Raw genomic sequence first — 24,629 nt, 5'->3', positions numbered from 1 at the left:
CCCATGGCTGACGACCCCTTGGTCATCGGTGGCACGTCCTTCTCGTCCCGCCTGATCATGGGCACCGGCGGGGCGCCCAGCCTCGACGTCCTGGAACGCTCCCTCGTCGCGTCCGGCACGGAGCTGACGACCGTCGCGATGCGGCGCGTGGACGCGAGCGTGCAGGGCTCCGTGCTCTCCGTCCTGGAGAAGCTGGGGATCCAGGTGCTGCCCAACACGGCGGGCTGTTTCACCGCCGGTGAGGCCGTCCTGACCGCCCGCCTCGCACGCGAGGCGCTCGGCACCGACCTGGTCAAGCTGGAGGTCATCGCGGACGAGCGCACCCTGCTGCCCGACCCGATCGAGCTCCTGGACGCGGCCGAGATCCTCGTCGACGACGGCTTCACCGTGCTGCCGTACACGAACGACGACCCGGTGCTCGCGCGGAAGCTGGAGGACGTGGGCTGCGCCGCTGTCATGCCGCTCGGCTCCCCCATCGGCTCCGGGCTCGGCATCCGCAACCCGCACAACTTCCAGCTGATCACCGAGCACGCGCGCGTGCCGGTGATCCTTGACGCGGGCGCCGGGACCGCGTCCGACGCGGCGCTCGCGATGGAGCTGGGGTGCGCCGGTGTGATGCTCGCCTCAGCCGTGACCCGCGCGCAGGAGCCGGTCCTGATGGCGGAGGGCATGCGGCACGCGGTCGAGGCGGGGCGGCTGGCGTTCCGGGCGGGCCGGATCCCCCGCAGACACTTCGCCGAGGCCTCGTCGCCCGTGTCCGGGATGGCCAGGCTCGACCCGGAGCGGCCCGCGTTCTGAGGGCCGTACGGCACGGTTACAGCTCTGCTGCAGTACGGCCGCCAGTGGACGACTGCGGAGCCGGGTGTCGGCGGCGGCTCGTACACTCACCTGCGTGGACACGACCCTTCAGGACCCTCTCGTCGGGCAGGTGCTCGACGGCCGGTACCGCGTCGACGCACGCATCGCGGTCGGCGGGATGGCCACGGTCTACAGGGCCGTGGACACCCGCCTCGACCGCGTGCTCGCGCTCAAGGTGATGCACCCGGCCCTCGCCGCCGACGTCTCGTTCGTCGAGCGCTTCATCCGCGAGGCCAAGTCCGTCGCCCGGCTCTCCCACCCGAATGTGGTCGGGGTCTTCGACCAGGGCGCGGACGGCCAGTACGTCTATCTGGCGATGGAGTACGTCGCGGGCTGCACCCTGCGGGACGTCCTGAGGGACCGCGGGGCACTGCGGCCGCGTGCCGCGCTCGACATCCTGGAGCCGGTCCTCGCCGCGCTCGGCGCCGCGCACCGCGCGGGCTTCGTGCACCGCGACATGAAGCCGGAGAACGTCCTGATAGGGGACGACGGCCGCGTGAAGGTGGCGGACTTCGGCCTCGTACGGGCCGTGGACACCGTCACGAACACCACGGGCGCCGTCCTCGGCACCGTCTCCTACCTCGCCCCCGAGCAGATCGAGTCGGGCACCGCCGACCCCCGCGTCGACGTGTACGCGTGCGGGGTCGTGCTCTACGAGATGCTCACGGGCGCCAAGCCGCACTCGGGCGACTCCCCCGCCCAGGTCCTCTACCAGCACCTGAACGAGGACGTGCCGCCCCCGTCCGCGTCGGTGCCCGGCCTGCCCGCGGAGCTGGACGAGCTCGTCGCGTCCGCGACCGCGCGCATGCCCGATCTCAGGCCGTACCACGCGGTGGCGCTGCTCGCCCAGGTCAGGGGGGCCAGGGCCGCCCTCACCGACGCACAGCTCGACGCGGTGCCGCCGGCCGCACGGCCCGAGGACCGTGACATCTCGGACGACCGTACGAGCGTGATCCCGCGGGCGCTGCGGACCAGGGGCGTTCAGCTCCCGCTGCCCGCCGACGACCAGGACCCGCAGGCGGAGCTGAACCGCACGAGCCGCTTCGAGACACCTCCCCCGCCGCCCGCCCCCTCCCGGAGGCGTCGTCCGCGGCGCGGTGTGCTCGCTGCCGTCGCGGCCGTGCTGCTCGCCCTCGGCCTCGGCGCGGGCGTCTGGTACATCAACTCGGGCCAGTTCACGAAGGTCCCGCCGCTGCTCGCCAAGACGCAGACGCAGGCGAAGGAGCGGCTCGGCGACGCGGGCCTCGACCTCGGGCACGTCAAGCGCGCGTACAGCGACACCGTGAAGCGCGGCACCGTCATCGCCAGTGACCCCAGGGCGGGCGCCCGCATCCGGGACAACGGGGCGGTGGATCTGACGGTGTCCCTGGGCCCGGAGACCGTGCAGGTCCCCGATCTCGAGGGCACGCCCCTCGCCAGGGCCGAGCGCCGGCTGAAGGACGCGGGCCTGGAGCCCGGCATGGTCACCAGGAACTTCGACGAGGACGTCCCCAAGGGGTCGGTGATCGCCACGGACCCGGCGTCCGGCACGACCCGCAAGGCCGGTTCGGCCGTCGCGCTCAAGGTCAGCAGGGGCAGCGCGGTGGACGTCCCGGACGTGACGGGCGAGGCCGAGGAGGACGCCATCGCCGACCTTCAGGACGCGGGCCTGAAGGCCGAGATCGCCACGGAGCGGGTGCACTCGGACGAGGACAAGGGCAGCGTCGCCCAGCAGTCCCCCGTCGAAGGCAAGCAGCTCGGCGAGGGTGACACCGTCACTCTGAAGATCTCCAAGGGCCCGGTCATGATCGAGGTCCCCGATGTCGTGGGCATGAGCGTCGACGACGCCACGCAGAAGCTCAAGGACAGCGGGTTCGACGTCGAGGAGGACCGCGGCCTGCTCGGCTTCTTCGGCGACACCGTGAAGAAGCAGTCCGTGGCGGGCGGTGACGAGGCCCCGAAGGGGGCGACGATCACCATCCAGATCCGCTGACGGAGCGCCCACGCACGCGTGCCACCCTTGACCGGTGAGCAGCACCGATTCCCTCCCCCGTAACCCGGTCGGAGGCCATGTCCCCGTCGCCGGCGGCCTGGCCTCCGTAGGGCTCTCGTACGCGCGTGAGCTGGACGCCGAGACCGTCCAGGTCTTCGTCGCCAACCCGCGAGGCTGGGCGACGCCTCCCGGCAACCCGAAGCAGGACGAGGAGTTCCGCGCGGCCTGCGCCGCCGAGCGGATTCCGGCGTACGTCCACGCGCCCTATCTGATCAATTTCGGCTCGCACACCGTGGCGACCGTGGAGAAGTCCGTGGAGTCGCTGCGGCACTCGCTGCGCCGGGCCCGGGAGATAGGCGCGCTCGGCGTCGTCGTGCACACGGGTTCGGCGACCGGCGGCCGTGAGCGCGCCGTGGCGCTCGCGCAGGTGCGGGAGCGCATGCTGCCGCTCCTCGACGAGCTGACCCATGACGAGGACCCGTATCTCCTGCTCGAGTCGACCGCGGGCCAGGGCTCCTCGCTGTGCTCGCGGACCTGGGACTTCGGGCCGTACTTCGACGCACTGGACGCGCACCCGAAGCTGGGCGTCTGTCTGGACACGTGCCACATCTTCGCGGCGGGCCACGACCTGACCGGCCCCGACGGCATGCGGCAGACCCTGGACCTGCTCGTGGAAACCGTGGGCGAAGGCCGTCTCAAGCTGATCCACGCCAACGACTCGAAGGACGTCGTCGGGGCGCACAAGGACCGACACGAGAACATCGGCTCCGGCCACATCGGCGCTGAGCCGTTCCGCGCGCTGATGGCCCACCCGGCGACCGAGAACGTGCCGCTGATCCTCGAGACGCCCGGCGGCAAGGAGGGGCACGCGGCGGACGTGGCCCGTCTGAAGGAGCTCCGGAAGCGCTAGGAGATCGCCTCGGAGATCGCTTGAGGAATACCCCCAGGGGGTATACGGTTCTTGTCGGCGACAGGAACCGCTCTCTGACGTTGGGGGAACTCATGAAGCACGAGACGCGCGCCGGACACGAGCACCACGCAGATCACGAGCAGCACGCCCACGCCGGTCACGGCGGCCTCGGCAAGGTCAGCTGGTCCATGGCCGCGCAGGCGACGCTCCACTGCCTCACGGGGTGCGCCATCGGCGAGGTCCTCGGCATGGTCATCGGCACGGCGTTCGGCTGGGGCAACGCCCCGACGATGATTCTGGCGATCGCGCTCGCCTTCTTCTTCGGCTATGCGCTCACGCTGCGCGGCATCCTGAAGGCCGGCGTCGACTTCCGGACCGCGTTCCGGGTCGCGCTCGCCGCGGACACCCTGTCCATCGCCGTCATGGAGCTGATCGACAACGGCGTGATCGTGCTGTGGCCGAACGCGATGGACGCCCATCTGACGGACGGCCTCTTCTGGGGCGCGCTCGCGGCCTCACTGGCGATCGCTTTCGTGGTGACCACCCCGGTCAACAAGTGGATGATCGGCCGCGGCAAGGGCCACGCGGTGGTGCACCAGTACCACCACTGACGGACCGTACGACCACTGACAGACCGTACGAGAAGCGCCAGGACTCAGAGCTCGGGGCCGTCCCCGGGCTCTTCCTGGTACGAGTAGCGCTGCTCCCGCCAGGGGTCGCCGACGTTGTGATAGCCGCGCTCCTCCCAGAAACCGCGGCGGTCGGCCGTCATGTACTCGATGCCGCGGACCCACTTCGGGCCCTTCCAGGCGTACAGATGGGGCACGACCAGGCGGAGCGGGAAGCCGTGTTCGGCGGTGAGGAGTTCGCCGTCCTTGTGGGTGGCGAAAATCGTGCGGTCAGCGGCGAAGTCCTCAAGGCGGAGATTGGCGCTGAAGCCGTACTCGGCCCAGACCATCACATGGGTGACGGCGGGCGCGGGCGGCGCCAGTTCGAGAATCGTCGCGGCGGGCACGCCGCCCCACTCGGCTCCGAGCATGCTGAACTTCGTGACGCAGTGCAGATCGGCCACGACCGTGCCGTACGGCAGGGCGGAGAACTCCTCGTGCGTCCAGCAGTGCTTGTCCCCGTCGGCGGTGGCGCCGAAGACCCTGAACTCCCAGCGTTCGGGGCGGAACTTGGGCACCGGGCCGTAGTGGGTGACAGGCCAGCCCCGCTGGAGACGCTGTCCCGGTGGAAGCTCCGACTGCACTGCTCCCCCAGACTCGCGACCCACCGGCTGACCCATGCCTCCATCCTGACAGACCCCGGGCAGTGGACGTGACCAGCGAGAGCCTGGCCGCCCTTGAAACGGGCAACTCCTACTAAGCGTGCACTTACTGGACGGTTTTCGGTGCCGGTGCGAGGATGCGCGAAACCTGCCGAGTCCACCACGCGGAAGGAGCCTCTGCGATGCAGGGCGACCCCGAGGTCATCGAATTCCTCAACGAGCAGCTCACGGGCGAGCTGACGGCCATCAACCAGTACTGGCTCCACTACCGGATCCAGGACAACAACGGCTGGACCAAGCTCGCGAAGTACACCCGTGCAGAGTCCATCGACGAGATGAAGCACGCGGACCGGCTGACGGAACGGATTCTCTTCCTCGATGCCCTGCCGAACTATCAGCGGCTCTTCCACGTACGGGTCGGTCAGACCGTCACGGAGATGTTCCAGGCCGACCGGCAGGTCGAGGTCGAGGCGATCGACCGCCTCAAGCGCGGCATCGACGTCATGCGGGCCAAGGGCGATGTGACGTCGGCGCGGATCTTCGAGGACATCCTGGAGGACGAGGAGCACCACATCGACTACCTCGACACCCAGCTGGAGCTGCTCGAGAGTCTCGGTGAGGCGCTGTACCTGGCCCAGCAGATCGAGCAGCCGGACAGCTAGCAGCCGCAAACTCTCAGGCGGAGCCTCAGGCGGCGTCCGACAGGTTCACGAGGGCGTTCGGGTCGGCCGTCAGAGCGGGCCTTCCCTGCTCCACCAGCTCGCGGCGCGGGCAGGATCCGCGGCCGAGCAGCGCCTGAATGCGACGTACGCACGAGCCGCAGTCCGTGCCTGCCTTGCAGGCCGACGCTATCTGGCGGGGGGTGCACGCACCGTCGTCCGCGTGCTTCTTGACCTGGTCCTCGGTCACACCGAAGCAGTTGCAGACGTACACGCGGTTCACCTCCCAGGGATCAGGACCGGTTCGTTGCTGCCGCCCCAATGAACGGTGAGGCTAACCTAACCTTACCCGCCGGGTCCGGAGCGCAAAAGTGCCGTGGGGCGCGGATCACTGTGATCCGCGCCCCACGGCACTTACTGCAAGATCACTGGTCGCGGTACATCTCCGCCACCAGGAACGCCAGGTCGAGGGACTGGCTGCGGTTCAGACGCGGGTCGCAGGCCGTCTCGTAGCGCTGGTGCAGGTCGTCGACGAAGATCTCGTCGCCGCCGCCCACGCACTCGGTGACGTCGTCACCGGTGAGCTCGACGTGGATGCCGCCCGGGTGCGTGCCGAGCGCCTTGTGGACCTCGAAGAAGCCCTTGACCTCGTCGAGCACGTCGTCGAAGCGGCGGGTCTTGTGGCCCGAGGCCGCCTCGTACGTGTTGCCGTGCATCGGGTCGGTGATCCAGCCGACGGTCGCGCCGGAGGCGGTGACCTTCTCGACCAGCTCCGGGAGCTTGTCGCGGACCTTGTCGGCGCCCATGCGGACGATGAAGGTCAGGCGGCCGGGCTCGCCGTCCGGGTCGAGGCGCTCGATGTACTGCAGCGCTTCCTCGGGCGTCGTCGTCGGGCCGAGCTTGATGCCGATCGGGTTACGGATCTTCGAGGCGAACTCGATGTGCGCGCCGTCCAGCTGGCGGGTGCGCTCACCGATCCACACCATGTGGCCCGACACGTCGTACAGGGTGCCCGTACGCGAGTCCACGCGGGTCAGCGCGGACTCGTAGTCGAGGAGCAGCGCCTCGTGGGAGGAGTAGAACTCGACCGTCTGGAACTCGGCCGGGTCGGTGCCGCAGGCGCGCATGAAGTTCAGCGCGTTGTCGATCTCGCGGGCGAGCTGCTCGTAGCGCTGGCCGGACGGGGACGACTTCACGAAGTCCTGGTTCCAGGCGTGCACCTGGCGCAGGTCGGCGTAGCCGCCGGTGGTGAAGGCGCGCACCAGGTTGAGCGTGGAGGCGGACGCGTTGTACATCCGCTTCAGGCGCTCGGGGTCCGGGATGCGGGCCTTCTCGTTGAACTCGAAACCGTTGACCGAGTCGCCGCGGTACGTCGGCAGGGTCACGCCGTCACGGGTCTCGGTGCCCTTGGAGCGCGGCTTGGAGTACTGGCCGGCGATGCGGCCGACCTTCACGACCGGCACCGAGGCGGCGTAGGTGAGGACGGCACCCATCTGGAGCAGCGTCTTGAGCTTGTTACGGATGTGGTCGGCCGACACCGCGTCGAAGGCTTCGGCGCAGTCGCCGCCCTGGAGGAGGAACGCCTCTCCCTTGGCGACGGCCGCCAGTCGGGCGCGCAGCTGGTCGCACTCGCCCGCGAAGACGAGCGGCGGATACGACTCGAGGTCCGCGATCACATCGCGCAGAGCCTCGGCATCGGGGTACTCGGGCTGCTGCGCCGCGGGCAGGTTTCGCCAGGTGTTGCCAGCGCTTGCGCTGGTCTTAGCGTTCACGGTCACATCCTCAACATTACGGGGTCATGTCGGTGGTCCATCCGACCGCTCACCCTTTGAGACGCGTCGTCCACAGATGAGCTGCCCATCGGGTAGGGTTCCGCCCATGTTCGCGCACACGACCCGTAACTGGTGGTGGACCGCTCACCCGGCGGCCCACTGACTGCGCGTACAGCGAAGCGAAGGCCGCCCGAGGGCGGCCTTCAGTGTTTTCCGGGACCTGGCCGTTCCTCTCCGTCACCGGAGTCTGGAAGAGGAATCACCTGCCATGGACCTGTCCGAGCTGCTGCACGACGACCGACCCTTCGCCCTGCTGCGCCGCCGCGCGCCGGGCCGTGCCGCCGGGAACACCGACACCGTGGAACTCCTGATCGGCCCGGTGAGCACGTACGAGCGGCTCGCCGACATCCCCGAGGGCCTCGCCCTCGTGCCGTTCCGGCAGATCAGGGAGCGCGGCTTCGACGTCCGCGACGACGGCACCCCGCTCGCGGTGCTCACCCCCGAGGAGACGCACGAGCTGCCGCTGGCCGACGTCCTTGCGCAGCTCCCGGCCCACGACGTCCGCGTGTCGGACGGCGGCTTCGACGTGGACGACGCCGCGTACGCGGACATCGTGGAACGGGTCCTGCGCGAGGAGATCGGACAGGGCGAGGGCGCCAACTTCGTGATCCGGCGGACGTACGAGGGTGAGATCCGGGGGTTCGGGCGGGCGGACGCGCTCGCGCTGTTCCGGCGGCTGCTCGCCGGGGAGCGGGGCGCGTACTGGACGTTCGTCGTGCACACCGGAGATCAGCAGGGGACGGGCGGGCGGACGCTGGTCGGGGCGAGCCCCGAGGTGCATGTGCGGATGAGCGGCGGCACGGTCGTGATGAACCCGATCAGCGGGACCTATCGCTACCCGGCCGGGGGCCCGACGCCCGAGCACCTGCTGGACTTCCTCGCCGACGGGAAGGAGATCGAGGAGCTGTCGATGGTCGTCGACGAGGAGCTCAAGATGATGTGCACCGTCGGCGACATGGGCGGGGTCGTGATCGGCCCGCGCCTGAAGGAGATGGCCCATCTCGCACACACGGAGTACGAGTTGAGGGGCCGGTCCTCCCTTGACGTGCGCGACGTGCTGAAGGAGACGATGTTCGCGGCGACCGTCACGGGGTCGCCGGTGCAGAACGCGTGCCGGGTCATCGAGCGACACGAAGTCGGCGGGCGCGGCTACTACGCGGGGGCGCTCGCGCTGGTCGGGCGCGACGCGGGCGGGGCGCAGACTCTGGACTCGCCGATTTTGATCCGTACGGCCGACATCGACGCGGGCGGGAGGCTGCGGGTGCCGGTCGGGGCGACGCTGGTGCGCGGCTCCGACCCGGCGAGCGAGGTCCAGGAGACGCACGCGAAGGCGGCCGGGGTCCTGGCCGCGCTGGGGGTGCGGCCCGGGCGGCCGCGCGGCGAGGGCGTGCGGCCCGCGCTCGCCGACGATCCGCGGGTGCAGGCGGCGCTCGACGGGCGGCGGGCGGCGCTGGCGCCGTTCTGGCTGCGGATGCAGGAGAAGGCGGCGGCTCTGGAGGGGCACGCGCTGGTGGTGGACGCCGAGGACACGTTCACGGCGATGCTGGCGCATCTGCTGCGGTCGTCGGGGCTCACGGTCTCCGTGCGGCGCTATGACGAGCCGGGGCTGCGGGAGGCCGTGCTCGCCCACGAGGGACCCGTCGTCCTGGGCCCCGGACCGGGCAACCCCTCCGAGGAGGCGGACCCGAAGATGCAGTTCCTGCGCGCGCTGACCGCCGACGTGCTGCGTGATCACGGGCACGGCGTGCTCGGCGTGTGCCTCGGTCATGAGCTGATCGCGGCCGAGCTGGGCCTGGAGATCGTCCGCAAGGAGGTGCCGTACCAGGGCGCGCAGACGGACGTCGATCTGTTCGGGCGGAGCGAGACCGTCGGGTTCTACAACAGCTTCGTGGCGCGCTGCGACGACGACGCGGCGGTGGAGCTGGCCGCGCACGGCGTCGAGGTGAGCCGGGACGCGGCGAGCGGCGAGGTGCACGCTCTGCGCGGGCCGGGCTTTGCCGGCGTTCAGTTCCACCCGGAGTCGGTGCTGTCGCTGCGCGGGGCCGACGTCGTGCGGGAGCTGCTGGCTCAGCTCTTGGGCGCGGAGGGCACGAGGACGTTCTCGGAGCGCCGGCCCGCCCGGTAGTCGAGGACGTTGGCCACCGTGGTCTCGATGATCTGGTTCACCGCGTCCACGGTGTAGTACGCCTGGTGCGACGTGACCAGGACGTTCGGGAAGGTCACGAGGCGGGCCAGGGTGTCGTCCTCGACGACGTCGAGCGACTTGTCGAGGAAGAAGAGCCCGGCCTCGGCCTCGTACACGTCGAGGCCGACGCCCGTGAAGCGGCCCTCGCGCAGCTCAGAGACGAGCGCCTTGGTGTCGATGAGGCCGCCGCGGCTGGAGTTCACGAGGATCGCGTCGTCCTTCATGGTGCGCAGGGCCGCGCTGCCGACGAGGTGCTCGGTGGCGGGGAGCAGGGGTACGTGCAGGCTGATCAGGTCGGCATCGGTGAAGAGGCGCTCCTTGTCGACGTACTTCATGCCGAGTTCGACGCAGGCGGGGTTCTCGGCGATGTCCCAGCCGAGGAGGTTCATGCCGAAGCCGTGGGCGATCCGGGTGAACGCCTCGCCGATCTTGCCGGTGCCGAGGACGCCGACCGTGCGGCCGCGCAGGTCGCGGCCCATCAGCCCGTCGAGCCTGAAGTCGAAGTCACGAGTGCGGTTGGAGGCGCGGACGACACGGCGGTTGACGGCCATCGCGAGGGTCCAGGCGAACTCGGCGACGGAGTACGGCGAGTAGTACGAGACGCGGGCGACGGTCAGGCCGAGGCGCTCGGCGACCTCCAGGTCGATGTTGTTGAAGCCCGTGGAGCGCTGGGCGATCATCTGCGTGCCGCCGGCGGCGAGGGTCTGCAGGACGCGGTTGTTGAGGGTGGCGTTGACGCTGGTGGAGATGATCTCGTAGCCGGCCGCGATGGGGGCCGTGTCCTCGTTGAGGAAGACGCCCAGGCAGCGGACCTCGTGATGCCCCTCGAACGCCTTCTCCATCAGGGGCTTCTCGTCGGACTGCACGCCGAATGCGAGGATCTCCACGACTGCTCCCGTTTCTTCCGTATCGCGTCGTGTGTGCCGGTCATGGCGAATATACGGGCCGGGCAACCCCGCGACACCCGGGAGTGGGGAGGACCTCGCCCCGCCCACCCCCGGCGTCACTCAGGGCGCCGACCGCGGCCTCGCGCCTCAGCCGAAGAAGACCCCGACCTCCTCGTACAGCGCCGGATCCACGGTCTTCAGACGGGCGGTCGCCTCCGCGATCGGCACCCGGACGATGTCCGTGCCGCGCAGCGCGACCATCTTCCCGAAGTCGCGGTCGCGCACGGCCTCGATGGCGTGCAGCCCGAAGCGGGTGGCGAGCCAGCGGTCGAAGGCGCTGGGGGTGCCACCGCGCTGGATGTGGCCGAGGACCGTGGTCCTCGCCTCCTTGCCGGTGCGCCGCTCGACCTCCTTGGCCAGCCATTCGCCGACTCCGGAGAGGCGGACGTGCCCGAACGAGTCGAGCGTCCCGTCCTTGAGGACCATCTGCCCGTCCTTGGGCATGGCGCCCTCGGCGATGACGACGATCGGGGCGTACGAGGCCTTGAAGCGGGAGGTCACCCAGGCGCAGACCTGATCGACGTCGAAGCGCTGCTCGGGGATGAGGATGACGTTGGCGCCGCCCGCGAGGCCGGAGTGGAGCGCGATCCAGCCCGCGTGGCGGCCCATGACCTCGCAGACCAGGACCCGCATATGGGACTCGGCGGTGGTGTGCAGCCGGTCGATGGCCTCGGTCGCGATGCCGACGGCGGTGTCGAAGCCGAAGGTGTAGTCGGTGGCGGACAGGTCGTTGTCGATGGTCTTCGGCACGCCGACGACGGGCACGCCGTACTCGTCGGTGAGGCGCGCGGCGACGCCGAGGGTGTCCTCGCCGCCGATCGCGATGAGTGCCTCGACCTCCTCCTTTGCGAGGGTCTCCTTGATACGGCGGATGCCGTTCTCGACCTTGAGGGGGTTGGTGCGCGAGGAGCCGAGGATGGTGCCGCCGCGGGGCAGGATGCCGCGGACGGCCGGGATGTCGAGCCTTACGGTGTCGCCTTCGACCGGCCCGCGCCAGCCGTCCCGGAAGCCGACGAAGTCATAGCCGTACTCCTGCACGCCCTTGCGGACGATGCCCCGGATGACGGCGTTGAGTCCGGGGCAGTCGCCGCCTCCGGTCAGTACTCCGACCCGCATGGAAATGTCCCTTCGCCACAGCACTGTGAGCTGACACGGGCCACGCTAATAGTGATCCATGTCACTTCGGCAGCACGCGAAGGGTGAATTCCATTGAAGAGTGAGGGAGTTGACCTTTGTGTGGTGATCGTTCAGGAGACCGCGGGGGCGATCACGCCTCGTCGAGGCCGCGCTCGATGGCGTACCGGACCAGCTCAACGCGGTTGTGCAGCTGAAGCTTGCCCAGGGTGTTCTGCACATGGTTCTGCACGGTGCGGTGCGAGATGACGAGCCGCTCGGCGATCTGCTTGTAGCTCAGACCCTTGGCGACCAGGCGCAGGACCTCGGTCTCGCGCTCGGTGAGCTGCGGTGCCTTGGGCTCACCGGCGCCCGCGGCGGGCGCGGGCTCGGATGCCAGACGGCGGTACTCGCCGAGGACGAGGCCCGCGAGCCCCGGGGTGAAGACGGGGTCGCCTGCCGCCGTGCGGCGCACCGCGTCGGTCAGCTCCTCGGTGGACGCCGACTTCAGCAGATAGCCGGTGGCTCCGGACTTCACCGCCTCCAGGACATCGGCGTGTTCCCCGCTCGCCGACAGGACGAGGACGCGCAGGGCAGGGTTGGCGCCTACGAGTTCCTTGCAGACCTGGACGCCGGGCTTCTTCGGCAGGTTCAGGTCGAGTACGAGGACGTCGGGTGCGGCGGCGCCGGCCCGGCGCACCGCCTGCTCGCCGTCGCCCGCGGTGGCCACCACGTCGAAGCCCGCCTCGGCGAGGTCCCTCGCGACGGCGTCGCGCCACATCGGATGGTCGTCGACCACCATGACCCTGATCGCGCCTGCGGCGGCGCCTTCCCGCTGCTGCTCGGTCATCTTCCCGATCCCGCCTTCCCCCGTGAAACCTTCGGAACTCTCAGTTCGACCTCGGTGCCCTGTCCCGGGACCGAGATCAGCTCGGCGGTGCCGCCGATGTCCCGCAGCCGGCCGCGGATGGACTGGGCGACGCCGAGCCGCCCCTCCCCCTCGGCCTGCGCGAGACGCCCTTCCGGGATGCCGGGTCCGTCGTCCCGCACCGTCACGATCACCGCGTCGGGCTCGTCCTCGACGAGGATCCAGGCCCGGGCGTCCGTCCCCGCGTGCCTGCGCACATTGTCCAGGGCGGCGCTGACAGCCGCCGCGAGTTCCTTCGCCGCGACCGGCGCGAGGAACACCGGGGCGCCCGGCTCGGCGAAGCTCACCCGCGCCCCGGCGTGCGGCGCGAGCAGCGACCTCAGATCGCTGGGCGCCGAGGTGTCGGGCAGCTCGTCCGGCTCCTCCACGGCCCGTACGAGCGCACCCTGCGAGGCGTCCTCTGAGGCGCGCGAGGCGGGCACGAGACCGCCGGCGACCAGGGTCCGCAGGGCCACCTCCTGCTCGCCGGCCATCCTGCCGAGCTCGGCGGCCTCGCCGCCCAGGGCGGTGCCGCGGCGCTGCACCATGGCGAGGACCTGGAGCACTCCGTCGTGGATGTCGCGGGCGAGCCGCTCCCGCTCGCGGGTGGCCGCCTCGATCTCCAGAGCCCGGGCGAGGGTGCGCTCGGAGGCGCGGGCCACCTCGACGACGTAGCCGATGGCGATCGACGCGATGCACACGAGCAGGACGTTGTGGAGCGTGTCGCGGCTGAAGGCGCCGCGCTGCAGCACGTTCGCGACGCCGACGAGCAGCGAGGCGAACGCCGCCCACCGCCAGCCGCCCTTGACCGCGTACGCGAGGACCGCGCCGGCCGTCCAGATCGACGGCAGGGTCGGACCGCCCGCAACGATCCCGCTGTGCCCGACGGCGAGAGGGGTGAGCAGGATGCCGACGAGCGCGACGATCAGGTCGACGGTGAGGAAGCGCTTGGTGCAGCTCGCGGCGTTCGCGACGCGCGGCAGGGTGGCCAGGGTCCATACGACGAGGACCGCGAAGTAGCCGATCGCCACCCAGGGGCGTACGAACCTGTCCTGCTCGGTGGCGAAGAGGCCGATCGCGTACAGCATCGTCAGCAGCCGGTACGCCGTCAGCGCGCGCCACAGCGGCTGCTCGACGGACATCCTCATCACGCGCTCACGCCTGGCCACGCACCCACCCCCCGAACCACCGCTCCCGCAACGACCGCTCTCAGAACGACGACGCCGCTAGGAGGCCGGCCGTTCCGTGCCGCCGCCCTTGTTCTCCCCGGCTTCCTTCTCCGCGGCCTCTTTCTCGGCCCTGGCTTCCTTCTCCGCCTTGGCCTCGGCCTTCGCCGCATCCGCGATCTGCCGCTTGGCGGCGGTCGCGTACATGTCGACGTACTCCTGGCCGGAGAGTTTCATGATCTCGTACATGACCTCGTCGGTCAGGGCCCGCAGCACGAACCGGTCGTGCTCCATGCCCTGGTAGCGGCCGAAGTCGAGGGGCTTGCCGATGCGGATGCCGGGACGCATCAGCTTGGGCAATACCTTGCCGGGGGGCTGGATCTTCTCGGTGTCGATCATCGCGACCGGGATGACGGGCGCGCCGGTGGCGAGCGCCACGCGCGCGAGGCCACCGGGCTTGCCGCGGTACAGGCGGGCGTCGGGCGAGCGGGTGCCCTCCGGGTAGATACCGAACAGCTCGCCTCGCTCCAGGACCTCGATGCCGCTCTTGATGGCGGCCTCTCCCGCGCCGCGCGAACCGGAGCGGTCCACGGGGAGCTGGCCGACGCCCTTGAAGAACGCGGCCGTGAGCTTGCCCTTCACCCCAGGTGTCGTGAAGTACTCGGCCTTCGCGATGAAGGTGACCTTGCGGTCGAGCACCGCCGGGAGGAAGAAGGAGTCCGAGAAGGACAGGTGGTTGCTGGCCAGGATGGCGGGACCCTCGGCGGGAATGTTCTCGAGGCCCTCCACCCAGGGCCTGAAGCCGAGCTTCAGCGGCCCTCCGATGGCCACCTTCATTGCGCCGTAGATCAACCCACTGCCTTCCCTTGTGCGTGGCTCAGACCTTAACCCGCGCCGCAGGCCGGGGGCCCGACGGCCCTGGTCGGTGTCAGCGCGGTCGCGTACGGTGAAGTACACCCCGCAGTCCTGGGCAATCCCCTCTCACGAACAGGAGACCGAAGGTGCCGGTCATTCCTGGAGCCGAGCCGTACCGCCACGAGGGCGGCGAGGTCGGCGTCCTCCTCTGTCACGGTTTCACCGGTTCCCCCCAGTCGCTGCGCCCCTGGGCGGAGTACCTCGCCGAGCGCGGCCTCACCGTCTCGCTCCCCCTGCTGCCCGGTCATGGCACGCGCTGGGAGGACATGCAGGTCACCGGCTGGCAGGACTGGTACGCGGAGGTGGACCGCGCCCTGCGCGAGCTGCGGGACCGGTGCTCCCAGGTCTTCGTCTTCGGCCTGTCGATGGGCGCCGCCCTCGCGCTGCGGCTCGCGGCCAAGCACGGGGACGAGGTGGCGGGCCTGGTCCTGGTGAACCCGGGGAACAAGGTGCACGGCCTCGCCGCGCACGCCCTCCCGGTGGCCCGGCACCTCGTGCGCACGACGAAGGGGATCGCCAGCGACATCGCGAAGGAGGGCTCGACGGAGATCGGGTACGACCGGGTGCCGCTGCACGCCGCGCACTCCCTGCGGAACTTCTTCCGCATCGTCGACCGTGAACTGCCGCAGGTGACACAGCCGTTGGTGGTTCTGCACAGCACCCAGGACCATGTCGTGCCGCCCGTCGACTCGGCGCGCGTCCTCAGCAGGATCTCGTCCACGGACGTCGAGGAGATCCTGCTGGAACAGAGCTACCACGTCGCGACGTTGGACCATGACGCGGACCGGATCTTCGACGAGAGCTTTGCGTTCATCGGCCGGCTCGCGCCCAGTGTCGGTAAGGAAGGGACGGCCACCGGTGGCTGAGCAGGACCGACGTGAGCCCGCCGGCGACGAGAGCCGCGAGCCGGAGGACGCGTCCGCCGAGACCTCGGCGTCGGGCACGGCGCTGCCCGGTCCGGCGCAGCTCGGCAAGGAACAGCAGCTCCCCGCAGAAGCAGCCGCGGGAGCCGGGGACGCCGGCGAGCCCGTGGACGAGGACGCCGTCTGGGCCGCCATCGTCGCCGGGTACGGCACGGAGCCGCCGGACCCGCCGGGCGCCAGGCCGTTCAAGCCGATCGAGGACCTGGCCCTGCCCGACCTGGATACGGACGGCTCCGAGACGAACGGTTCGGAGACGAACAGCTCGGAGCCGGGCGCCGGCAAGACCGGCAAGCCCGCGACGCCGCTCGGCTCCTCTGTCTCCTTCGCACCCGGCGTCGGCGGCCCCCGCGACTACGCGCCGTCCGAGCCGTCGGACAGCGACGCCGACGAAGAGGGCCACTTCGTGCCCCCGGAGCCCCCGCCGCTGCCCGAGGCAGACGTCACCGCCAAGTTCGCCTGGCTCGCCGTGATCGGCGGCCCGGTCCTGATGCTGCTGGCCGTGCTGCTCGGCTGGCAGATGACGTGGTGGCTCACGACGGTCTGCGTCGGTGGCTTTCTCGGCGGCTTCGGCACGCTCGTGATGCGCATGCAGGGCGACGATGACGACGACGATCCGGGGCGCGGCGCGGTCGTCTGACCCGCGTCAGCCCCGGGCGGCAGGAACCCTGAGGGCGGCCAGGACCGGCAGATGGTCCGTGGCCGCCCTCAGGTCGTCCTCGCTCACCCCCGGCATGCCCACCGGGACCCCACAGCCGAGGACCTCGACGCCCTGTGTCGCGAGGATCGCGTCGATGCGCTGATGCGGGTCGGACGGCGTCGAGGTGTACTCGCCGAGCCACGGCTTCGTGGTCCAGCCGTCCTGAAGAGCCTCCGCAAGACGTCGGAACGTGCGGCCACTGGGGCGTTCGTTCAGGTCACCGCCCGCGACGGCGTGGTCGACACCGAGCGCCGCGAGCCGGTCGAGGAGCATCCCGCCCTGCGCGTACCGCTCGTCCTTGTGCAGGCTCAGATGGCAGCTCAGTACGCCGATCCTGGCACCGCCGAAGCGGACGACGGCCGTCGCGAAGCCGCGCCGGTGCAGACCGGGGGTGAGGGGCAGCAGGACGTCCTCGGTGCGTTCGACGGTGGCGCGCAGGGAGCAGAGCAGCGCCGGGCCCGCCGCACTCGCGCCGCCCGAGAGGATCACCAGGTCCGAGGCGGCCGCGAGCCGGGCGAGCTTCTTGCGCCAGCGGAAGAAGCGGGGCGCCTCCTGGATCAGGACCAGGTCGGGGGCGCAGGCCGCGATGACGCGGGCGAGCGCGGCGGTGTCGTCGCGCATCGAGCGGATGTTGTAGCTGAGCACCCGGACGACGGCCGAACCGTCGGGTTCGGTGCGGGAGTTGGGGAGCGATCCGGTGACCATGACGATCAAGATACGACGAACGCCCGCCGTTTCTCCGGGGAAACGGCGGGCGTCCGGTGGCCGAGGCAGCCGGTGTCACATGATCGGGTCCGGCTCCCGTGCCAGGTCCGCCGCTCCGACCATGCCCGCCTTGTTGCCGAGCTGGGCCGCGATGACGTCCGCCACGGGGCGCCAGTTGCCGCCGACCAGCCAGCGCTTGTAGGACTTGCGGATCGGGTCGAGGACGAGCTCGCCCTCGTCCGAGAGTCCGCCGCCGACGATGAACGCGGACGGGTCGAAGAGCGAGGCCAGGTCGGCGAGGCCGGCGCCGGCCCAGCGGGCCAGCTCGCGGTACGAGTCGACGGCCACGGCGTCACCCTGGCGGGCGGCCATGGAGATGTGCTTGCCCTCGATGCCGTCCGGGGTGCCGTCGCCCAGGGAAAGCAGGAACTCCGCGTTCTCCGGGGTCGCGTTGGCGCGCTGCTTGGCGTAGCGGACGAGCGCGCGGCCGGAGGCGTACTGCTCCCAGCAGCCCTGGCTGCCGCAGCCGCACAGGAGGCCGTCCGGGACCATCCGGATGTGGCCGAACTCGGCGGCCACGCCGAAGTGGCCGCGACGCAGCTTGTTGCCGATGATGATGCCGCCGCCGAGGCCGGTGCCGAGCGTGATGCAGATGACGTTCCGGTGGCCCTTGCCCGCGCCGAACTTGTATTCGCCCCAGGCCGCCGCGTTCGCGTCGTTCTCGACGACGACCGGCAGGCCGACCCGCTTCTCGACCTCTTCCTTCAGCGGTTCCTGGCGCCAGTCGATGTTGGGCGCGAAGTAGACCGTGGAGCGCTGGCGGTTGACGTATCCGGCGGCGCCGATGCCCACGCCGACGATCTCGTGTCCTGCCCGTGCGCCCTCGACGGCCGAGGCGATCGCGTCAACGATGGCCTCGGACGTGCTGGGAGTCGGCACCTTGAACGTCGAGAGGATGTTGCCTTCCTCGTCGACCACGCCGGCCGCGATCTTTGTGCCGCCGATGTCGACGCCGATGGTGAGTCCCATGAATCCCTCAGTTCGGTCGAGCCCCGCTACGGCCCACCGTACCCGAGCGGCTCTCAGTCGAGGTCGATGTGCTCGCCTGCCGGAGGCGCCTCGGGGCCCTCGTCACGGGGGTCCGTGTCGTCCCCGGAGGCCCGTCCGGCCTGGGCGCCCGATGATCGCTGCGTCCAGCGCTGCTCCTGGCGCTCCACGGCGGAGCGGTAGGCGGCGAGCAGTTCGTTGCCCGCGGCGGCGAGGTGGTCGAAGACCTCGGGGTTGCGTTCGACGACCGGCTCGACGGCCGCCTTCGCCTGCTTGACCACCTCGCTGACGACCTGCTGCGCGGTGCCCTGGGCGACCGCGCCGAGAAGGGGCGTCTGGAGCCCCGACAGCTTTTCGGCGACGGCGTCGACGAGCTTGCGCAGCTCCTCGGCGGCCGAGCCGGGCGGGGGCCCGTGCTGGGCACGGCGGCGGGCCTTCTCCTCAGCGAGGTCCTCGGCGCACGCCTTCTCCCAGGCGTCGGCGTCGGCCTCGGGTGCGGGCTGCTCGGTGGCGTCGCTCATGGCGGCTGACTCCTGCGAGAACGTATATGGGTGGGTGCGTACCTTCGACGTTACCCGAACGGCGGTAGTCGGTTCACCGTCCCCGCGGCCACAGGCCGGGGTCGGGAGTGAACCGGATGCGCAGGACGCCGTCGCGCAGGCCGGCGCCGGCGACGGTGCAGCGGCGCAGCGCCGACGGCAGGGCGACGATGCGGCGGAGCGGTCCGGCGGTGACGACGAGTTCGTCGCCGCGCCGCACCAGACCGAGGTCCTCCCGGACGGTGCCGGGCAGCGGCAGGTGCCACACGAGGACGCCCTCGTCGGCGATGCGGTCCTCGACGGGCCAGGCGATGGTGGGCGGCGCGGGCGGGACCGGCGGTGCGCCGAGCGCGGCCAGGTCCTCGACGCCGCGCGGGTCACGGCCCAGATGCGGCAGTTCATGCACGTCGTACGTGCCCTGCCAGGCGGCGACGACCTTGCGCTGGCGGGCGGCGGCGTCGGTGAGCCACGGGTCGGTGGAGCCGTCGGGGAGCACGCGGGAGGCGAGCAGCGCGTCGGCGCGCAGGCCGTGCAGGGCGAGGCCGGTGGTCGTGGTGAGCAGGGCGTCGGCCGCGGCGGGCGTGGGCTCGGCGACGAGGCGCACGGTCGTGTGCGGGTCCTCGATCACGGCCTGGGCGGCGGCGAGTTCGGTGTCCCAGCGGTCCGCCGTCTCGTACAGCCACTCCGCGGGCATGGGGACGCCGGCGAGCCGGCCGAGGAGGGGGCGCAGGGCGCGGGCGGCCTGCCGTTCCGGGGGGAGCAGCCGGCGCAGATAGCGGCGCAGCTGTTCCGGCAGGGCGAGCAGGGCGAGGGCCTGCGGCGCCGGGGGGAGGTCGACGACGACGAGGTCGTAGGGACCGTGGGCGCTGTCGCGCAGGGCTCGGAGCAGGGCGAGTTCGTGGCTGCCGGGCAGCGGGGTGAACTCCTCGGCGTCGAGCCGGGTGGCGCCCAGGAGGTCGAGGGCGGACGCGGCCTTTTCCTGGAGGCCGGCGAGGTCCTCGCGGAAGCGGTCCGCCGGGGCGAGACGTATCGCGGTGAGACCGGGTTCGACGGACGTCGGCGCCGCGCTCGTGGGGGTGGCGAGGGCGGCGCCGAGGGTGTCCGTGGGGTCCGCCGAGAGCACGAGGGTGCGGGCTCCGCGGCGGGCGGCGGAGAGGGCCGTGGCCGCGGCGGCGGTGGTCCGGCCGGAGCCGCCGGGGCCGGTTACCAGAACGGTGCGCATGGGGTCTGAGGCTACCTGGGGCGCAGGTCGCCCCCGGCAGGCCGCCGGAGGGAGACGGCGGGCCGCCGGACGCGGGTGGTGGAAGCTACTTCGTCTCCACGCGCTTCTTCAGGCCGGCGAGGGCGCGGTCGATGATGACCTTCTCGGCCTTGCGCTTGATCATGCCGAGCATGGGGATCTTGACGTCGACCGTGAGCCGGTAGGTGACCTCGGTGCCCGTGCCGGCCGGCTTGAGGAGGTACGTGCCGTCGAGGGAACGCAGCATCTGGGACTTGACCAGGGTCCAGGAGACCTCGTTGTCCCCGGTCCAGGTGTAGGCCAGGGTCTGGTCGTCCTTGATCGCTCCGGCGTCCATGACGAGTCGCACCTGTTCGGCGCGGCCCGCGCCGTCCTTGGCGAGGACCTCGGCCTCCTTCACCTCTCCCGTCCAGTCGGGGTAGCGGGCGAAGTCGGCGATCACCCCCATGACATCGGCCGGTGCCGCCTCGATCGTGATGCTCGAGCTGGTGTGTTCCGCCATCGCGGTGGCTCCTCCAGATGCGGTCCGCTGAGGGGTGGTGTGTATCGCGTGAAGGCTACCGCGCACCGGCGCCGACCCTGTCACCACTCCAGGGCCCAGGGCCTGCCCGAACCCGCGAAGTGGCCGACATTGACGCACTCCGTCGCCCCGATCCGCATACGGCGGGCGAGCGGCTGGTGAACGTGGCCGAACAGGGAGTACCGGGGTCGGGTGCGCCGGATCGCCTCCAGGAGGGCGCGGCTGCCGCGCTCGAAGCGGCGGGCGACGGTGTCGTAGAGGAGTTCGGGGACGTCCGGCGGGATATGGGTGCACAGCACGTCGACCTCCCCGACGGCCTCGAGCTTGGCGGCGTACTCCTCGTCGCTGATCTCGTACGGGGTACGCATGGCGCTGCGCAGTCCGCCGCCGACGAAGCCGAAGACGAGGCCGCCGATCTCGACGCGCTCGCCGTCGAGGACGGTCGTGCCTGGTCCGGCGTACTCGGACCACAGGTGCGGGATGTCGACGTTGCCGTAGGTGGCGTACGTCGGTGTGGGCAGCGCCGCGAAGAGCTCGGCGTACTGCTTGCGGACCGCCGTCTCGATGGCGGTCCCGCGATCGATCCCGGCCCAGAGCCCGGCTCCGAACGCGCGTGCCTCCTCGAAGCGGCGGGCGGTGCGCAGCTCGACGATGCGGTGCGCGTTCTCCACACCGAACAGATCGGGGAAGATGCCGCGCGAATGATCTGCGTAGTCGAGGAAGAGCACCAGGTCACCGAGGCAGACGAGAGCGTCCGCCCCGTCTCCCGCCCGGGCGAGGTCTGTGGAGTTTCCGTGCACATCGCTGACCACATGTACGCGCATGCGATCACCCTAGAACTGTGTGGGAATCGTGGGTAGAGGGGGCCGGACCTGCGGTTACTTCCTATTGGCCGATTCGGTGGACTAGGGTCGGCGGAGCAGTTACACGGCGTGTGACGCAGCGAACATCTGGCCTGGACCCCCTACCGGAAAAGCAGTACCGGTGGGTAACGTCCGGGCAGTCCAGTAGTGCTCAGCATTTCAACCACTGGGGCTACCACTGCTTCAGCAGCTGAGCACCTGCCCGATCTTGGACCGCATCGTCGACTCACACAATGCCGTGGCGCCGGTGCCCTATGAGGAGCAGCAGTCTTGCGCGAGTTCAGCCTTCCGGCCCTGTACGAGGTCCCTGCGGACGGCAATCTGACCGACATCGTCCGCAGAAACGCCGCGCAGCACCCCGACGTCGCCGTCATCGCCCGCAAGGTGAACGGCACCTGGCAGGACGTCACTGCCACCACCTTCCTCGCGGAGGTGCGGTCCGCCGCCAAGGGCCTGATCGCCTCCGGCGTGCAGCCGGGCGACCGGGTCGGCCTGATGTCCCGTACCCGTTACGAGTGGACGCTCCTCGACTTCGCGATCTGGAGCGCCGGCGCGATCACCGTCCCGGTGTACGAGACCAGCTCCGCCGAGCAGATCCAGTGGATACTCGGCGACTCCGGCGCCGTGGCCTGCGTGGTCGAGAGCGTCGCGCACGCGGCCACCGTCGAGTCCGTGCGCGACGGCCTCCCCGGCCTCACCCACGTCTGGCAGATCGACGCCGGCGGTGTCCAGGAGCTGGACCGCGCGGGCGCCGATGTCTCCGACGTGACCGTCGACGAGCGCAGCGCGGTCGCGAAGGCCGACGACCCGGCAACGATCGTCTACACCTCGGGCACCACGGGCCGCCCCAAGGGCTGCGTCCTCACGCACCGCAGCTTCTTCGCCGAGTGCGGGAACGTGGTCGAGCGCCTCAAGCCCCTGTTCCGTACGGGCGAGTGCTCGGTGCTGCTCTTCCTGCCCGTCGCGCACGTCTTCGGCCGCCTGGTCGAGGTCGCCTCGCTGATGGCCCCGATCAAGCTGGGCCACGCCCCCGACATCAAGCACCTCACCGATGAACTGGCCGCGTTCCGGCCGACGTTGATCCTGGGTGTGCCGCGCGTCTTCGAGAAGGTCTACAACTCGGCGCGCGCCAAGGCGCAGGCCGACGGCAAGGGCAAGATCTTCGACAAGGCGGCCGACACGGCCATCGAGTACAGCCGCGCCCTGGACACCCCCAAGGGCCCGTCCATCGGTCTGAAGCTGAAGTACAAGACGTTCGACAAGCTCGTCTACTCGAAGCTGCGCGCCGTTCTCGGCGGCCGCGGCGAGTACGCGATCTCCGGCGGCGCTCCGCTCGGCGAGCGCCTCGGCCACTTCTTCCGCGGCATCGGCTTCACGGTCCTGGAGGGCTACGGCCTGACCGAGTCCTGCGCCGCCACCGCCTTCAACCCGTGGGACCGGCAGAAGATCGGCACGGTCGGCCAGCCGCTGCCCGGTTCCGTGGTCCGGATCGCCGACGACGGCGAGGTGCTGCTGCACGGCGAGCACCTGTTCTCGGGCTACTGGAACAACGAGGCCGCGACCGGGGAGGCGCTCGCCGACGGCTGGTTCCACACGGGCGACATCGGCACGCTCGACGAGGACGGCTACCTCCGGATCACCGGCCGCAAGAAGGAGATCATCGTGACGGCGGGCGGCAAGAACGTCGCCCCGGCCGTCATCGAGGACCGTATCCGTGCGCACGCCCTGGTCGCCGAGTGCATGGTCGTCGGCGACGGGCGCCCCTTCGTCGGCGCGCTCGTCACGGTCGACGACGAGTTCCTCGGCCGCTGGGCCGCCGAGCACGGCAAGCCGGCCGACTCGACGGCGGTGTCGCTGCGGGACGACGCGGATCTCCTCGCGGCGATCCAGACGGCCGTGGACGACGGCAACGCGGCGGTCTCCAAGGCGGAGTCGGTCCGCAAGTTCCGCATCCTGCCGACCCAGTTCACGGAGGAGTCGGGCCACCTGACGCCGTCCCTCAAACTGAAGCGCAACGTAGTGGCGAAGGACTACGCGGACGAAATCGAGGCGCTTTACCGGGGCTGAGCTTTGCGGGGGCTCCGCCCCCGCGTCCCTTGTCCTCAAACGCCGGACGGGCTGGATGATCCATCCAGCCCGTCCGGCGTTCGGCGTTCGGCGTTACAGCAGTCCGCGCAGCTTCTCCGCCAGCAGATCCCACCGCCACCGCTCCTCGACCCACTCACGCCCCCGCTCCCCCATGCGCCGCCGCAACTCCGCGTCGCCGAGCAGCGCCACGATCCGGTCCGCGGACTCCTCCGCCGAACCTCCCCTGACGACCCAGCCCGTCTCCCCGTCGAGCACCGCGTCCGGCGCCCCGCCGGAGTCGCCCGCCACGACCGGCAGGCCCGTAGCCGACGCCTCCAGGTAGACGATGCCGAGGCCCTCGACGTCGAGGCCGCCGCGCCGGGTCCGGCACGGCATGGCGAACACGTCGCCCGCCCCGTAGTGCGCGGGCAGCTCCGACCACGGCACGGCCCCCGTGAAGCGCACCGAGTCGGTGACACCCGTCTCCGCTGCGAGCTTGCGCAGCTCCTTCTCGTACGGGCCACCGCCCACGACGAGCAGTACCGCGTCCGGGACGGCCGCCAGGATCCGCGGCATCGCGAGGATCAGCGTGTCCTGCCCCTTGCGCGGCACGAGCCGCGAGACGCACACGACGACGGGCCGGTCCGTCAGTCCGAGCCGCGCCCGCACGAGGTCGCCGCCGGAGCCGGGGTGGAACGTCTTCTCGTCCACGCCCGGCGGCAGCTGCACCATCCGCCCCGCCGCGGCGGGCGTCAGCGCGGCGGCGATCCGCGACCGCGTGTACTCGCCGAGATACGTGATCGTGTCCGTCGACTCACCGATGCGGCGCAGGAGTTGGCGGGACGCGGGCAGTTGCGCCCAGCCGGCCTCGTGCCCGTGTGTGGTGGCCACCAGGCGCTGGGCGCCGGCCTTGCGCAGCGCCGGTGCCATCAGGCCGAGCGGGGCGGCCGCGCCGAACCACACCGACGTACAGCCGTGCTCCCGGAGCAGGCCCACCGCGCGCCGGGTGACGCGGGGCGTGGGCAGCAGCATCGTCGTACGGTCGCGGACGACGGTGAACGGCTGCTCGGCGTCGAAGGCGGCGGTCGCCTCGACGCCGTCGCGGGTGCGCTTCCAGGTGGAGGCGTAGACGACGAGCTGCTCGGGGTCCAGGCGGAGCGCCATGTTGTGCAGGAAGGCCTGGATGCCACCGGGCCTGGGCGGGAAGTCGTTGGTCACGATCAGGGTCTTGTGCATCGTCGCCGACAGTACCTAACGCGCCGGTGGGTCGTTCTTCATGGCCCCTGCACAGTTC

The 24,629-nt window shown here is 70.9% G+C and carries 25 protein-coding genes; 10 read left to right on the top strand and 15 right to left on the bottom strand.

What is annotated here, in order from left to right; all coding sequences use genetic code 11:
* The first annotated feature begins 3 nt into the window (after positions 1-3).
* From CG723_RS06085 to CG723_RS06070, 4 genes are all read left to right on the top strand, one after another.
* Positions 4-798, top strand: a complete 795-nt coding sequence (locus CG723_RS06085) for a thiazole synthase (RefSeq protein ID WP_100592196.1) — start codon at positions 4-6, stop codon at positions 796-798.
* 94 nt (positions 799-892) lie between these two features.
* Entirely contained in the window at positions 893-2,830 is a 1,938-nt protein-coding gene (gene pknB / locus CG723_RS06080; RefSeq protein ID WP_100592195.1) for a Stk1 family PASTA domain-containing Ser/Thr kinase, read from the top strand.
* Between the two features lie 34 nt (positions 2,831-2,864).
* Positions 2,865-3,740, top strand: coding sequence for a deoxyribonuclease IV (locus CG723_RS06075; protein WP_100592194.1), 876 nt, complete (start codon positions 2,865-2,867; stop codon positions 3,738-3,740).
* A gap of 92 nt (positions 3,741-3,832) precedes the next feature.
* Positions 3,833-4,351 (top strand): DUF4396 domain-containing protein, encoded by a 519-nt coding sequence (locus CG723_RS06070; protein ID WP_100592193.1) that lies wholly within the window; start codon positions 3,833-3,835, stop codon positions 4,349-4,351.
* A 44-nt stretch (positions 4,352-4,395) separates the two neighbouring features.
* On the opposite strand, the gene CG723_RS06065 is transcribed toward CG723_RS06070, so the two are convergent.
* The gene (locus CG723_RS06065) at positions 4,396-5,028 is read right to left on the bottom strand and encodes a sulfite oxidase-like oxidoreductase (RefSeq protein WP_100592192.1); all 633 of its coding nucleotides are present in this window, start codon (positions 5,026-5,028) and stop codon (positions 4,396-4,398) included.
* 164 nt (positions 5,029-5,192) lie between these two features.
* Here CG723_RS06065 and bfr point away from each other — a divergent pair, with 164 nt between their 5' ends.
* A complete protein-coding gene (gene bfr / locus CG723_RS06060) occupies positions 5,193-5,672 on the top strand; it encodes a bacterioferritin (protein ID WP_100592191.1) in 480 nt (159 codons plus the stop codon).
* A 25-nt stretch (positions 5,673-5,697) separates the two neighbouring features.
* Here bfr and CG723_RS06055 read toward each other — a convergent pair whose 3' ends face one another.
* Positions 5,698-5,952, bottom strand: coding sequence for a (2Fe-2S)-binding protein (locus CG723_RS06055; RefSeq protein ID WP_100592190.1), 255 nt, complete (start codon positions 5,950-5,952; stop codon positions 5,698-5,700).
* Positions 5,953-6,094: 142 nt separating this feature from the next.
* A complete protein-coding gene (locus CG723_RS06050) occupies positions 6,095-7,447 on the bottom strand; it encodes a class II 3-deoxy-7-phosphoheptulonate synthase (protein ID WP_100592189.1) in 1,353 nt (450 codons plus the stop codon).
* Between the two features lie 70 nt (positions 7,448-7,517).
* Here CG723_RS06050 and CG723_RS49120 point away from each other — a divergent pair, with 70 nt between their 5' ends.
* Together CG723_RS49120 and CG723_RS06040 are read left to right on the top strand one after the other, a co-directional pair.
* Positions 7,518-7,604 carry a trp operon leader peptide gene (locus CG723_RS49120; protein WP_100592188.1) on the top strand — a complete coding sequence of 29 codons (87 nt, stop codon included), beginning with the start codon at positions 7,518-7,520 and terminating at the stop codon, positions 7,602-7,604.
* A gap of 105 nt (positions 7,605-7,709) precedes the next feature.
* Positions 7,710-9,626: an anthranilate synthase family protein gene (locus CG723_RS06040; protein ID WP_100592187.1), complete on the top strand. Its 1,917-nt coding sequence runs from the start codon at positions 7,710-7,712 to the stop codon at positions 9,624-9,626.
* On the opposite strand, the gene CG723_RS06035 is transcribed toward CG723_RS06040, so the two are convergent.
* From CG723_RS06035 to CG723_RS06015, 5 genes are all read right to left on the bottom strand, one after another.
* Positions 9,569-10,573 carry a 2-hydroxyacid dehydrogenase gene (locus tag CG723_RS06035; protein WP_100592186.1) on the bottom strand — a complete coding sequence of 335 codons (1,005 nt, stop codon included), beginning with the start codon at positions 10,571-10,573 and terminating at the stop codon, positions 9,569-9,571. The genes CG723_RS06040 and CG723_RS06035 overlap by 58 nt on opposite strands.
* A 147-nt stretch (positions 10,574-10,720) precedes the next feature.
* The gene (locus CG723_RS06030) at positions 10,721-11,749 is read right to left on the bottom strand and encodes a 6-phosphofructokinase (RefSeq protein ID WP_100592185.1); all 1,029 of its coding nucleotides are present in this window, start codon (positions 11,747-11,749) and stop codon (positions 10,721-10,723) included.
* 151 nt (positions 11,750-11,900) lie between these two features.
* Complete coding sequence (locus CG723_RS06025; RefSeq protein ID WP_100592184.1) at positions 11,901-12,596, bottom strand: response regulator; 696 nt, start codon at positions 12,594-12,596, stop codon at positions 11,901-11,903.
* Positions 12,593-13,822 carry a MacS family sensor histidine kinase gene (gene macS / locus CG723_RS06020; protein WP_100592183.1) on the bottom strand — a complete coding sequence of 410 codons (1,230 nt, stop codon included), beginning with the start codon at positions 13,820-13,822 and terminating at the stop codon, positions 12,593-12,595. The genes CG723_RS06025 and macS overlap by 4 nt, the downstream gene beginning before the upstream one ends.
* A 57-nt stretch (positions 13,823-13,879) precedes the next feature.
* Complete coding sequence (locus CG723_RS06015; RefSeq protein ID WP_100592182.1) at positions 13,880-14,656, bottom strand: lysophospholipid acyltransferase family protein; 777 nt, start codon at positions 14,654-14,656, stop codon at positions 13,880-13,882.
* Positions 14,657-14,820: 164 nt separating this feature from the next.
* Between CG723_RS06015 and CG723_RS06010 the strand changes: the two genes are divergently transcribed.
* Together CG723_RS06010 and CG723_RS06005 are read left to right on the top strand one after the other, a co-directional pair.
* Positions 14,821-15,600: an alpha/beta hydrolase gene (locus CG723_RS06010; RefSeq protein ID WP_100592181.1), complete on the top strand. Its 780-nt coding sequence runs from the start codon at positions 14,821-14,823 to the stop codon at positions 15,598-15,600.
* A complete protein-coding gene (locus tag CG723_RS06005; RefSeq protein WP_442802525.1) occupies positions 15,593-16,294 on the top strand; it encodes a hypothetical protein in 702 nt (233 codons plus the stop codon). Before CG723_RS06010 ends, CG723_RS06005 begins: the two co-directional genes overlap by 8 nt.
* 6 nt (positions 16,295-16,300) lie before the next feature.
* Here CG723_RS06005 and CG723_RS06000 read toward each other — a convergent pair whose 3' ends face one another.
* From CG723_RS06000 to CG723_RS05975, 6 genes are all read right to left on the bottom strand, one after another.
* Positions 16,301-17,059 (bottom strand): endonuclease/exonuclease/phosphatase family protein, encoded by a 759-nt coding sequence (locus tag CG723_RS06000; RefSeq protein ID WP_100592180.1) that lies wholly within the window; start codon positions 17,057-17,059, stop codon positions 16,301-16,303.
* 75 nt (positions 17,060-17,134) lie between these two features.
* A complete protein-coding gene (locus tag CG723_RS05995) occupies positions 17,135-18,088 on the bottom strand; it encodes an ROK family glucokinase (RefSeq protein WP_100592179.1) in 954 nt (317 codons plus the stop codon).
* A gap of 53 nt (positions 18,089-18,141) precedes the next feature.
* On the bottom strand, positions 18,142-18,627 hold the full coding sequence (locus CG723_RS05990; RefSeq protein WP_100592178.1) for a DUF5304 domain-containing protein: 486 nt from the start codon (positions 18,625-18,627) through the stop codon (positions 18,142-18,144).
* A gap of 73 nt (positions 18,628-18,700) precedes the next feature.
* Entirely contained in the window at positions 18,701-19,867 is a 1,167-nt protein-coding gene (locus CG723_RS05985) for an ArsA family ATPase (protein ID WP_100592177.1), read from the bottom strand.
* 85 nt (positions 19,868-19,952) lie between these two features.
* A complete protein-coding gene (locus tag CG723_RS05980; RefSeq protein ID WP_100592176.1) occupies positions 19,953-20,387 on the bottom strand; it encodes an SRPBCC family protein in 435 nt (144 codons plus the stop codon).
* A gap of 80 nt (positions 20,388-20,467) precedes the next feature.
* A complete protein-coding gene (locus CG723_RS05975) occupies positions 20,468-21,229 on the bottom strand; it encodes a metallophosphoesterase family protein (RefSeq protein WP_100592175.1) in 762 nt (253 codons plus the stop codon).
* A gap of 309 nt (positions 21,230-21,538) precedes the next feature.
* Here CG723_RS05975 and CG723_RS05970 point away from each other — a divergent pair, with 309 nt between their 5' ends.
* Complete coding sequence (locus CG723_RS05970; protein ID WP_100592174.1) at positions 21,539-23,335, top strand: AMP-dependent synthetase/ligase; 1,797 nt, start codon at positions 21,539-21,541, stop codon at positions 23,333-23,335.
* 93 nt (positions 23,336-23,428) lie between these two features.
* Here the strand turns inward: CG723_RS05970 and CG723_RS05965 are convergent, their stop codons facing one another.
* Positions 23,429-24,571 carry a glycosyltransferase family 4 protein gene (locus tag CG723_RS05965; protein WP_100592173.1) on the bottom strand — a complete coding sequence of 381 codons (1,143 nt, stop codon included), beginning with the start codon at positions 24,569-24,571 and terminating at the stop codon, positions 23,429-23,431.
* Between the last annotated feature and the right edge of the window lie 58 nt (positions 24,572-24,629).

It is taken from the genome of Streptomyces sp. CB01635 (genome assembly GCF_002803065.1).
Classification (GTDB): domain Bacteria; phylum Actinomycetota; class Actinomycetes; order Streptomycetales; family Streptomycetaceae; genus Streptomyces.
Note: the sequence above shows the minus strand (reverse complement) of the source record. Positions and strands in the feature narration are given on the sequence as shown.

Coding starts and splice junctions, on each gene's coding strand:
- CG723_RS05965 (WP_100592173.1), bottom strand. CDS start 24,571: ATGCACAAGACCCTGATCGTGACCAACGACTTCCCGCCCAGGCCCGGT.
- CG723_RS05995 (WP_100592179.1), bottom strand. CDS start 18,088: ATGGGACTCACCATCGGCGTCGACATCGGCGGCACAAAGATCGCGGCC.
- CG723_RS06000 (WP_100592180.1), bottom strand. CDS start 17,059: ATGGTCACCGGATCGCTCCCCAACTCCCGCACCGAACCCGACGGTTCG.
- CG723_RS06015 (WP_100592182.1), bottom strand. CDS start 14,656: ATGAAGGTGGCCATCGGAGGGCCGCTGAAGCTCGGCTTCAGGCCCTGG.
- CG723_RS06040 (WP_100592187.1), top strand. CDS start 7,710: ATGGACCTGTCCGAGCTGCTGCACGACGACCGACCCTTCGCCCTGCTG.
- bfr (WP_100592191.1), top strand. CDS start 5,193: ATGCAGGGCGACCCCGAGGTCATCGAATTCCTCAACGAGCAGCTCACG.
- CG723_RS06030 (WP_100592185.1), bottom strand. CDS start 11,749: ATGCGGGTCGGAGTACTGACCGGAGGCGGCGACTGCCCCGGACTCAAC.
- CG723_RS05980 (WP_100592176.1), bottom strand. CDS start 20,387: ATGGCGGAACACACCAGCTCGAGCATCACGATCGAGGCGGCACCGGCC.
- CG723_RS49120 (WP_100592188.1), top strand. CDS start 7,518: ATGAGCTGCCCATCGGGTAGGGTTCCGCCCATGTTCGCGCACACGACC.
- CG723_RS05975 (WP_100592175.1), bottom strand. CDS start 21,229: ATGCGCGTACATGTGGTCAGCGATGTGCACGGAAACTCCACAGACCTC.
- CG723_RS06070 (WP_100592193.1), top strand. CDS start 3,833: ATGAAGCACGAGACGCGCGCCGGACACGAGCACCACGCAGATCACGAG.
- CG723_RS05985 (WP_100592177.1), bottom strand. CDS start 19,867: ATGCGCACCGTTCTGGTAACCGGCCCCGGCGGCTCCGGCCGGACCACC.
- CG723_RS06065 (WP_100592192.1), bottom strand. CDS start 5,028: ATGGGTCAGCCGGTGGGTCGCGAGTCTGGGGGAGCAGTGCAGTCGGAG.
- CG723_RS06085 (WP_100592196.1), top strand. CDS start 4: ATGGCTGACGACCCCTTGGTCATCGGTGGCACGTCCTTCTCGTCCCGC.
- CG723_RS06025 (WP_100592184.1), bottom strand. CDS start 12,596: ATGACCGAGCAGCAGCGGGAAGGCGCCGCCGCAGGCGCGATCAGGGTC.
- CG723_RS05990 (WP_100592178.1), bottom strand. CDS start 18,627: ATGAGCGACGCCACCGAGCAGCCCGCACCCGAGGCCGACGCCGACGCC.